Genomic DNA, 8092 nt, shown 5'->3' with positions numbered 1-8092 from the left:
GAACAGGTAATCGGAAAAGCGGGGTGCTGGAGGGGGCCGGGGCTCAGTAGCCCTTGTAGGTGTGCTTCTGGGCCTCGGCGCGGGCCGCGTTCGCGCGGGCCTGGGCGGCGTCCATGCCGGCGACCGCGGCCGCCGTCTCGGCCCGCTCCGCCTCCGAGAAGCTGGTGCGCCGGGCGTCGAAGACCATCACCCCGGACAGGATCAGGGCCACGGCCGCGAGGCCGCCGCCGATGAAGAGAAGGGGACGCAGCTTCGATTCGGGTTCCGGCTTGGCCATGGTCGCTCCTGTTGCGAGGGGCCTAACGCGGCACGGCCCCGTTCGATGCGGCGCGGCCGCACGATTGTCCCGCGTCGCCGGGTGGGGCGACTGGGGCGGGCGCCCTCCCCCCGCGGGCGGCATGACGCTGTGCTGACAATCCGGGGAATTGTCGCCGGATTGCGGGCGGGAAGGCGCGGGAAAACAGGGGGTTGGGCGAAACTCGAGGCGATCTTCCAGCCGCATCGGGCGGCGGGCGCATACTGCGGTCGTCTTTCGCCGCCGGTCTTTGACAATCGAACCGCCGTCCCGCCGCCCCGAGGCGCGTCCGGCTCACCCAGGAGCCCCGAGCGTCTCCACGGCGCCCCACGGCCCCGATGTAGACTCTGCCGACTCCGCCCCCCGTGTTCCGCCGCCCGCCCTGCCGACCCTGCCGACGGCGCCCCCCGCTTTTTGGATTTCACCCGGGTAGAACCGGCGCCGTGCGGCGGCGCCCGCGTCCGGGGCCGGGCCTGCGCCCGGTGTGGACGGGGGCTTGTAACCTTCTCGATATCCGTGCGTTACGGCTCAGCTGGACGATGAGAGGACGCATGGCGAAGGACGAGATCAGGGGGCGGGACGACGCGCGGTTCGGGGTGCCTGGGCTGGACGACATCCTCTCCGGCGGGCTGGAACGCGACCGCATCTATCTGCTGGAGGGCAATCCCGGGACCGGCAAGACCACCGCCGCCATGAGCTTCCTGATCGAGGGGGCCGCCCGGGGCGAGCGCTGCCTGTACATCACCCTGTCCGAGACCGAGGAGGAGCTGCGCGGCACGGCGCGGTCCCACGCGTGGTCGCTGGAGGGGATCGACATCTTCGAACTGGTCCCGCCCGAGAGCCTGCTGGACGAGCAGCAGCAGCAGAGCCTGCTGTATTCCTCGGACCTCGAGCTGGGCGAGACCACGCGGATGATCTTCGACGCGGTGGGGACGGTCGGGCCCAAGCGGGTGGTGATCGACAGCCTGTCCGAGATCCGGCTGCTGGCCCAGGGCTCGCTGCGCTATCGCCGCCAGGTGCTGGCCCTGAAGCACTATTTCGCCAAGCGCGGGGCCACGGTGCTGCTGCTCGACGACCTGACCACCGACATCAACGACAAGACGGTGCACAGCGTGGCCCACGGGGTGATCCAGCTGCAGGAGCTGGCCCCCGAATACGGCGCCGAGCGGCGGCGGGTGCGGGTGATCAAATACCGCGGGCGGCGCTTCCGCGGCGGCTATCACGACTTCACCATCAAGACCGGCGGGCTGGAGGTCTATCCGCGCATCGTCGCCTCGGAGCACCGCACGGCCTTCGAGCGGACGCCGGTGTCGAGCGGCGTCGCGCGGCTGGACGACCTGCTGGGCGGCGGCGTGGAGCGCGGCTCCAGCGCCCTCATCCTGGGCCCGGCGGGGACCGGCAAGTCGCTGTTCGCACTGAATTTCGCCGTGGCGGCGGTGAAGCGGGGCGAGAAGGCGGCGCTGTTCATCTTCGACGAGGAGCTGGGGCTGCTGTACGACCGGATGCGCGGCCTGGGCATCGATCTGGAGGCCATGTGCGAGGACGGCTCGCTGATCATCGAACAGGTCGACGCGGCCGAGCTCTCGCCCGGCGAGTTCGCGGCCCGCGTCCGCCACTGCGTGTCGGAGAGGAAGATCAGGACCGTCATCATCGACAGCCTGAACGGCTACCAGGCGGCGATGCCGCAGGAACAGTTCCTGGTGCTGCACATCCACGAGCTGCTCCAGTATCTGAACCGCCAGGGGGCCTCGACCTTCCTGACCGTGGCCCAGCACGGCCTGGTCGGGGACATGAAGGCGCCGGTGGATGTGACCTATCTGGCCGACACGGTGATCCTGCTGCGCTATTTCGAGGCGGCGGGGCATGTGCGCCGGGCCGTCTCGGTGATCAAGAAGCGCGCCGGCGGGCATGAGAAGACCATCCGCGAGTTCGAGATCGGCCAGAGCGGCCTGACCATGGGCGAGCCGCTCGCGGGCTTCCAGGGCGTGCTGCGCGGGGTGCCCAACTTCGTGGGGCAGGGCTCCGGTCTGATGGGCGACGCCTCCGCATGAGCCACGGGGGGGAGCTTTCGGAGCGCGCGCTGGTGCTGGCCCCCACGGGGCGCGACGCCGCCATCGCCGCCGCCATCCTGAAGGAGGCGGGCGTGCCGGCGCTGGTGTGCGAGACGCTGGAGACGCTGCGCGCGCGGCTCGACGAGGGCGCCGGCCTCGCCGTGGTGGTCGAGGAGGCGCTGCGCGACTGCGATCTGAGCGGCCTGGCGGCGTGGATCGAGGCCCAGCCGTCATGGTCCGACTTTCCGTTCGTGCTGCTGACCCAGCGCGGCGGCAGCGTCGAACGCAACCCGATGGCCCGGCGGCTGTCGGTCACCCTGGGCAATGTCAGCTTCCTCGAGCGGCCGTTCCACCCCACCACCCTGGTCAGCGCGGTGCGCACGGCGCTGCGGGGGCGCCGGCGGCAGTACGAGGCCCGCGAGCGGATCGAGGAGATCCGACGGGCGGAAGCCACCCTCGAACGGCGCGTCGCCGAGCGCACCGCCGAGCTGGAAGCTGCGAACCGGCAACTGGCCGCGCAGATCGGCGAGCGGGAGAAGGTTGAGTCCGCGCTGCGTCAGGCGCAGCGGCTGGAGGCCGTGGGGCAGCTGACCTCGGGCGTGGCCCACGACTTCAACAACCTGCTGACGGTGATCCTGGGCAACGTCGAACAGATGCGCAAACAGGCCGAGGACCCCGTGCTGATCCGGCGGCTGGCGATGATGAGCGAGGCCTCGCACCGGGGCGCGCGTCTGACGGCGCAGATGCTGGCCTTCTCGCGGCAACAGAAGCTGGAGCCGCGGCCGGTCGACCTGAACGACACGGTCATGAGCATGCGGGATCTGCTGCACAGCACGATCGGAGGCAGCGTGCAGATCGCCGCGCCGCGGCTGGCGCAGGATCTGTGGCCGGCGATGATCGATCCGACGCAGATCGAACTGGTCATCCTGAACCTGGCCATCAACGCTCGCGACGCGATGGAGGTGGGCGGGTCTCTGACCATCCGCACCGCCAACGTCGTGCTGGGCGAGCCGGAAGCGGCGGAAGCCCCGCCGCCGGGCGAGTATGTGATGGTGTCGGTGAGCGACACCGGGTCAGGCATGACCGACGAGGTGCGGGCCCGCGCCTTCGAGCCCTTCTTCACCACCAAGGAGGTGGGCAAGGGGTCCGGCCTCGGCCTCAGCCAGGTGTTCGGCCTGGCGAAACAGTCGGGCGGCGGCGTCGGCATCGAGACGGAGCCGGGCCGGGGCACGACGATCAAGGTGTTCCTTCCGCGCGCCGGCGAAGCCCCCGCGGGACAGAGCGCCGCAACCGAGGCGGCGCCGTCCGCGCACCATGATCATCTGGTCGTGCTGGTCGTCGACGACGACGACGCCGTGCGCGAGGTCACCGCCGGCCTGCTGGCCGACCTCGGCTACAACGTGGTCGAGGCGGGCAGCGGCGGGGCGGCGCTGGACCTGATCGAGCGCCACGACGACATCAGCGCCGTGGTGCTGGACTTCGCCATGCCGGGCATGAACGGCGCCGATCTGGCGCGGGAGCTGCGGGCGCGGCGGCCGCGGGTGCCCATCCTGTTCGCGACCGGCTACGCCGACGCAGAGGCCCTGACAGGGGTGGGTGAGCACCAGATCGTGCACAAGCCGTTCGTGCAGGCGGAGCTGGCGCGCAAGTTGTCGCGGAGCTTCGCGGCGGCATGAGCCGGGAGCGGCGGGCCGTCAGCGCCCGCCCCGCCTCGCCTGCAGCCGGGCCACCGCGGGGCCGCGCTCGTACCAGGCCTTCGAACGGTTGGCGATGGCGACGACGGTGAGCATCACCGGCACCTCGATCAGCACCCCGACCACGGTCGCCAGGGCCGCGCCGGACGTCAGGCCGAACAGGCTGATGGCGGCGGCGACGGCCAGTTCGAAGAAGTTGCTGGCCCCGATCAGGGCCGAGGGGGCGGCGACGCAGTGGGCCTCGCCCGTCGCCCGGTTCAGTCCGTAGGCGAGGCCGGCGTTGAGATAGACCTGGATCAGGATGGGCACGGCGAGCAGGGCGATGACCAGGGGCTGGCGCAGGATCTGCTCGCCCTGGAAGCCGAACAGCAGGACCAGGGTCGCCAGCAGCGCGACCATCGACACCGGCCCGACGGCCTTGAGCGCCGCCGCCAGCATCGCCTCGCCCCGCGCCAGCAGCAGACGGCGCGCGACCTGGGCCAGGATCACCGGCGCGACGATGTAGAGGCCGACGGACAGCAGCAGCGTCGACCACGGCACGGTGATGGCCGAGAGGCCGAGCAGAAGGCCGACGATCGGCGCGAAGGCGACGACCATGATCGCGTCATTGACCGCGACCTGACTGAGGGTGAAGTGCGGTTCGCCGTCGGTCAGGTGGCTCCACACGAAGACCATGGCGGTGCAGGGGGCCGCGCCGAGCAGGATCAGGCCGGCGATGTAGCCGTCGATCTGGGCGGCGGGCAGATACGGCCGGAACAGCCAGCCGATGAACAGCCAGCCCAGCACGGCCATGGAGAATGGCTTGACCAGCCAGTTGACGCCGAGCGTCACCGCCACGCCTCGCCAGTGCCGCCGCACCAGCCCGAGGGCCGCGAAGTCGACCTTCATCAGCATGGGGATGATCATCAGCCAGACGAGGCCGGCGACGGGCAGGTTGATGTGGGCGACCTCAAGGCCGGCCACGACCGCGAAGGCCGGGGCGAACCAGTGGCCGAGCGCCACCCCCGTGGCGATGCACAGCAGGACCCAGAGGGTCAGATAGCGCTCGAACCGGTTCATCAGCAGCAGGCCGCCTTCGGCTTGTCGGCCCGCGCGGGGGCGGCGGCGGCGGGAACGGCGTCGGGGCCCAGGTCCTCGCCGTAGGCGGTCGCCTCGCCGAAGCTGAAGAAGGTTTCCCAGCTCAGGCCGGAGGGGTCCTTGACCCAGGCCTTGTCGGAGCGGGCGTAGCAGCAGGTCGCCGCCGCCTGGTCGCGCGTGGTCTCGCCGGCCGCCTTGAGCCGTCCCGCCAATTCCATCAGTTCCTCGTTGCTGTCGACCTGGATGCCGAGATGGTCGACCCCGGGAACGGCGGCGCGGTCGGAGATGGCGAAATTGACCCGGGGGTCCTCCAGCATCCATTTGGCGTAGTCGTCCTTCACCACCGCCGGAGCGGCGCCGAACAGGGTCGAATAGAAGCCGATGGAGCGGTCGAGGTTCTCGACGGCGACGTGGACGTGCAGGCGTTTCATGAGCGGACTCCTTGCTCGGGGTTGCAACAGGCGGCGCGGTCGGCGGCCTCGGCCACCGGGGCGCATACTTCGGGACGGCCCTGACAGCAGTCCTCCATCAGATAGATCAGCAGTTCGCTCATGCCGTCGTAGTCGGCCGCGTAGATGATCGAACGGCCCTCGCGGCGGCCCCGCACGAGGCCGGCGTTGGCCAGCACCGCGAATTGCGCCGACAGAGTGTTGGCGGGGATGCGGAGCGTCCGCCCGACCTCGCCCGCCGGCAGGCCTTCGCGCCCGGCCCGCACCAGCAGGCGGAAAACGGCGAGACGGCTGGCCTGGGCGAGGGCGGCGAGGCGGGAAACGGCGCTCTGAGATTCCATAATTCTAGAAATATGGAATTATTTGAGCCCGTCAAGTCGACGGCCGGTTTTCTGGAATTGTAAGGAAACCGGGCCGACTATGTCCGGCAACGGATTGACCGGCCGGGCGTTTCGTCCGACCGCAAGGGTTGCGAGGGGGTCCAGTTCGATGCGTCATCTCCGGCGAGGGGCCGCTGCGGCCGCTTTTCTCGTGATGCCGGCCATCGCCCAGGCCGGAGAGACCGCGTCCGCCGATGCGCGAACGGGCGTGCAGCAATTGATCCGGGCTGACCTGGATGACCAGGACCTGGAGCGGCTCTCGCTGGAAGAACTGTCGATGGTCGAGGTGACCTCGGTGTCCCGCCGGCCCGAGGTCCTGGCCGACGCCGCTGCGGCGATCTTCGTCATCAGCGCCGAGGACATCCGCCGCTCGGGGGCGACCAGTCTGCCCGAGGTGCTGCGGCTGGCGCCGAACCTGAATGTGCAGCGGGTCAACTCGGTCGACTATGCGATCAGCGCACGGGGCTTCAACGGCTACGAGACTTCGAACAAGCTGCTGGTGCTGGTCGACGGGCGCAGCGTTTACTCGACGCTGAGCTCGGGGGTGTTCTGGGATGCCCGGGACATCATGCTGGAGGATATCGACCGCATCGAGGTGATCAGCGGACCCGGCGGTGCGCTGTACGGCTCAAACGCCATGAACGGCGTGATCAACATCATCTCCCGCCCGGCCGGCGATACCCAGGGGACGCTGATCAGCGCCGGCGCCGGCAACGAGGATGCGCGGTTGGCGATCCGGCATGGAGGAAGCTTCGGCGACAACGGCGCGTGGCGCGCCTATCTGCAGGCCTTCGCACGCGACGAGAGTCTCGACGCGGCCGGAAACGGCGCCAACGACGACGCCGACGGATTGCGCGGCGGCGGCCGCGTGGACTGGACGAGCGGCGACAACCGCCTGACGCTTCAGGGAGACGCATTCGAGAACGAGGTGGCGGTCAACGAGGACACGCTGGGGACCCAGACCTATGTGCGCGGCGCCAATCTGCTGGGCCGGTGGGTCCGGCCGCTGGCCGGGGGCGAGCTTCAGGCCCAGGCCTATTACGACCGGTTCGAACGGGAGGAGCCCGGCACGCTGGAAGAGTCGGACACCTGGGATCTGTCGATCCAGCAGGCGTTCGAGCGGGGCCGCCACCAGCTGGTGCTCGGCGCGGGCCACCGGGTGGTCGAGTCGGCCTTCACCGCCGCGCCGGGCGGCGCGTTTCTCGACCCCGCCGAGCGGCGGCTGACGCTGACCAATGTGTTCGTCCAGGACCAGATCACCCTGACCGCGGGACTGACCCTGACGCTGGGCGCCAAGTTCGAGGACAACAGCTTCTCCGGTCAGGAATTCCTGCCCAATGTGCGGCTGGGATGGCACCGGCCGGGCGGCGACCTGCTGTGGGCCTCGGTCGGACGGGCGAGCCGGACGCCGAACCGCATCGAGCGCGACCTGACCCTGCCGGGCTTCCTGACCGGCGCCGACTTCCAGTCCGAGACGGCGACGGCCTACGAAATCGGCTACCGGGCCAATCCGACGCCTGAAATCGCATTTTCGATCAACGCCTTCTACAACGTCTACGACGACCTGCGGACGGTTTCGATCACGCCCGTAACCTTCCTGCCGCTGAGCCTGACCAACAACGGCGAGGCGACGACCTGGGGTGTCGAGGCCTGGGGCAGCTACGACGTGTCTGAGCGATGGCGGCTGAGCGCCGGGGTGAGCACCCTGACCAAGGACTATGACGCGCCGCTGACGCCGGACGACATCAGCGGCCTGATATCGATCGGCGACGACCCCGAGTATCAGGTGCTGCTGCGCTCCGAGGCGGACCTCACGGACTCCCTGGAGCTGGACGTGCGGCTGCGGGCGGTCGACGATCTGGCCGCGACGGACGGCTACGTCGAGGCCGACGTGCGGCTGGGGTGGCGGATGACGGACCGGCTGGAACTGTCCCTGACCGGCCAGAACCTGATCGAAGACAGCCGTTACGAGACGGGCGACCCGCTGCGGCGGCGGGCGTTCGGGCGGAGCGTTTTCGCCGCCCTGCGCGCGAGCTTCTGACAATGAGGGGGCGAGGCTCCATCCGGGCGCTGATCGCCCTTCTGTGGAGCCTCCCGCTTCAGGCTTTCGCCATGCCCGCGACGGCGGCGGCGGCCCAGCCCGCCA

General features: G+C 70.0%; 7 protein-coding genes. 3 read left to right on the top strand and 4 right to left on the bottom strand.

Annotation, left to right across the window (positions count from 1 at the left end; genetic code table 11):
- Positions 1–43: 43 nt before the first annotated feature.
- Positions 44–277, bottom strand: a complete 234-nt coding sequence (locus tag VGD32_RS11935; RefSeq protein ID WP_331032105.1) for a hypothetical protein — start codon at positions 275–277, stop codon at positions 44–46.
- 569 nt (positions 278–846) lie between these two features.
- On the opposite strand from VGD32_RS11935, the gene VGD32_RS11930 reads away from it, so the two are divergent.
- Entirely contained in the window at positions 847–2346 is a 1500-nt protein-coding gene (locus VGD32_RS11930) for an ATPase domain-containing protein (protein ID WP_331032104.1), read from the top strand.
- Positions 2343–4022: a response regulator gene (locus VGD32_RS11925; RefSeq protein ID WP_331032103.1), complete on the top strand. Its 1680-nt coding sequence runs from the start codon at positions 2343–2345 to the stop codon at positions 4020–4022. Before VGD32_RS11930 ends, VGD32_RS11925 begins: the two co-directional genes overlap by 4 nt.
- A gap of 18 nt (positions 4023–4040) precedes the next feature.
- On the opposite strand, the gene arsB is transcribed toward VGD32_RS11925, so the two are convergent.
- Genes arsB through VGD32_RS11910 form a run of 3 tightly spaced genes read right to left on the bottom strand, consistent with a single transcriptional unit; the run spans position 4041 to position 5907 of the window.
- A complete protein-coding gene (gene arsB, locus VGD32_RS11920) occupies positions 4041–5099 on the bottom strand; it encodes an ACR3 family arsenite efflux transporter (protein WP_331032102.1) in 1059 nt (352 codons plus the stop codon).
- Entirely contained in the window at positions 5099–5548 is a 450-nt protein-coding gene (locus VGD32_RS11915; RefSeq protein WP_331032101.1) for an ArsI/CadI family heavy metal resistance metalloenzyme, read from the bottom strand. Before VGD32_RS11915 ends, arsB begins: the two co-directional genes overlap by 1 nt.
- Complete coding sequence (locus VGD32_RS11910; protein ID WP_331032100.1) at positions 5545–5907, bottom strand: metalloregulator ArsR/SmtB family transcription factor; 363 nt, start codon at positions 5905–5907, stop codon at positions 5545–5547. The genes VGD32_RS11915 and VGD32_RS11910 overlap by 4 nt, the downstream gene beginning before the upstream one ends.
- A 193-nt stretch (positions 5908–6100) precedes the next feature.
- On the opposite strand from VGD32_RS11910, the gene VGD32_RS11905 reads away from it, so the two are divergent.
- Entirely contained in the window at positions 6101–7987 is a 1887-nt protein-coding gene (locus VGD32_RS11905; RefSeq protein WP_331032099.1) for a TonB-dependent receptor plug domain-containing protein, read from the top strand.
- Positions 7988–8092 lie beyond the last annotated feature (105 nt).

Origin of the sequence: Brevundimonas sp. (genome assembly GCF_036402095.1) — a bacterium.
Taxonomy (GTDB): domain Bacteria; phylum Pseudomonadota; class Alphaproteobacteria; order Caulobacterales; family Caulobacteraceae; genus Brevundimonas.
The sequence above is the reverse complement of the archived record's forward strand: the minus strand, read 5'-3'. Positions and strand labels throughout refer to the sequence as shown.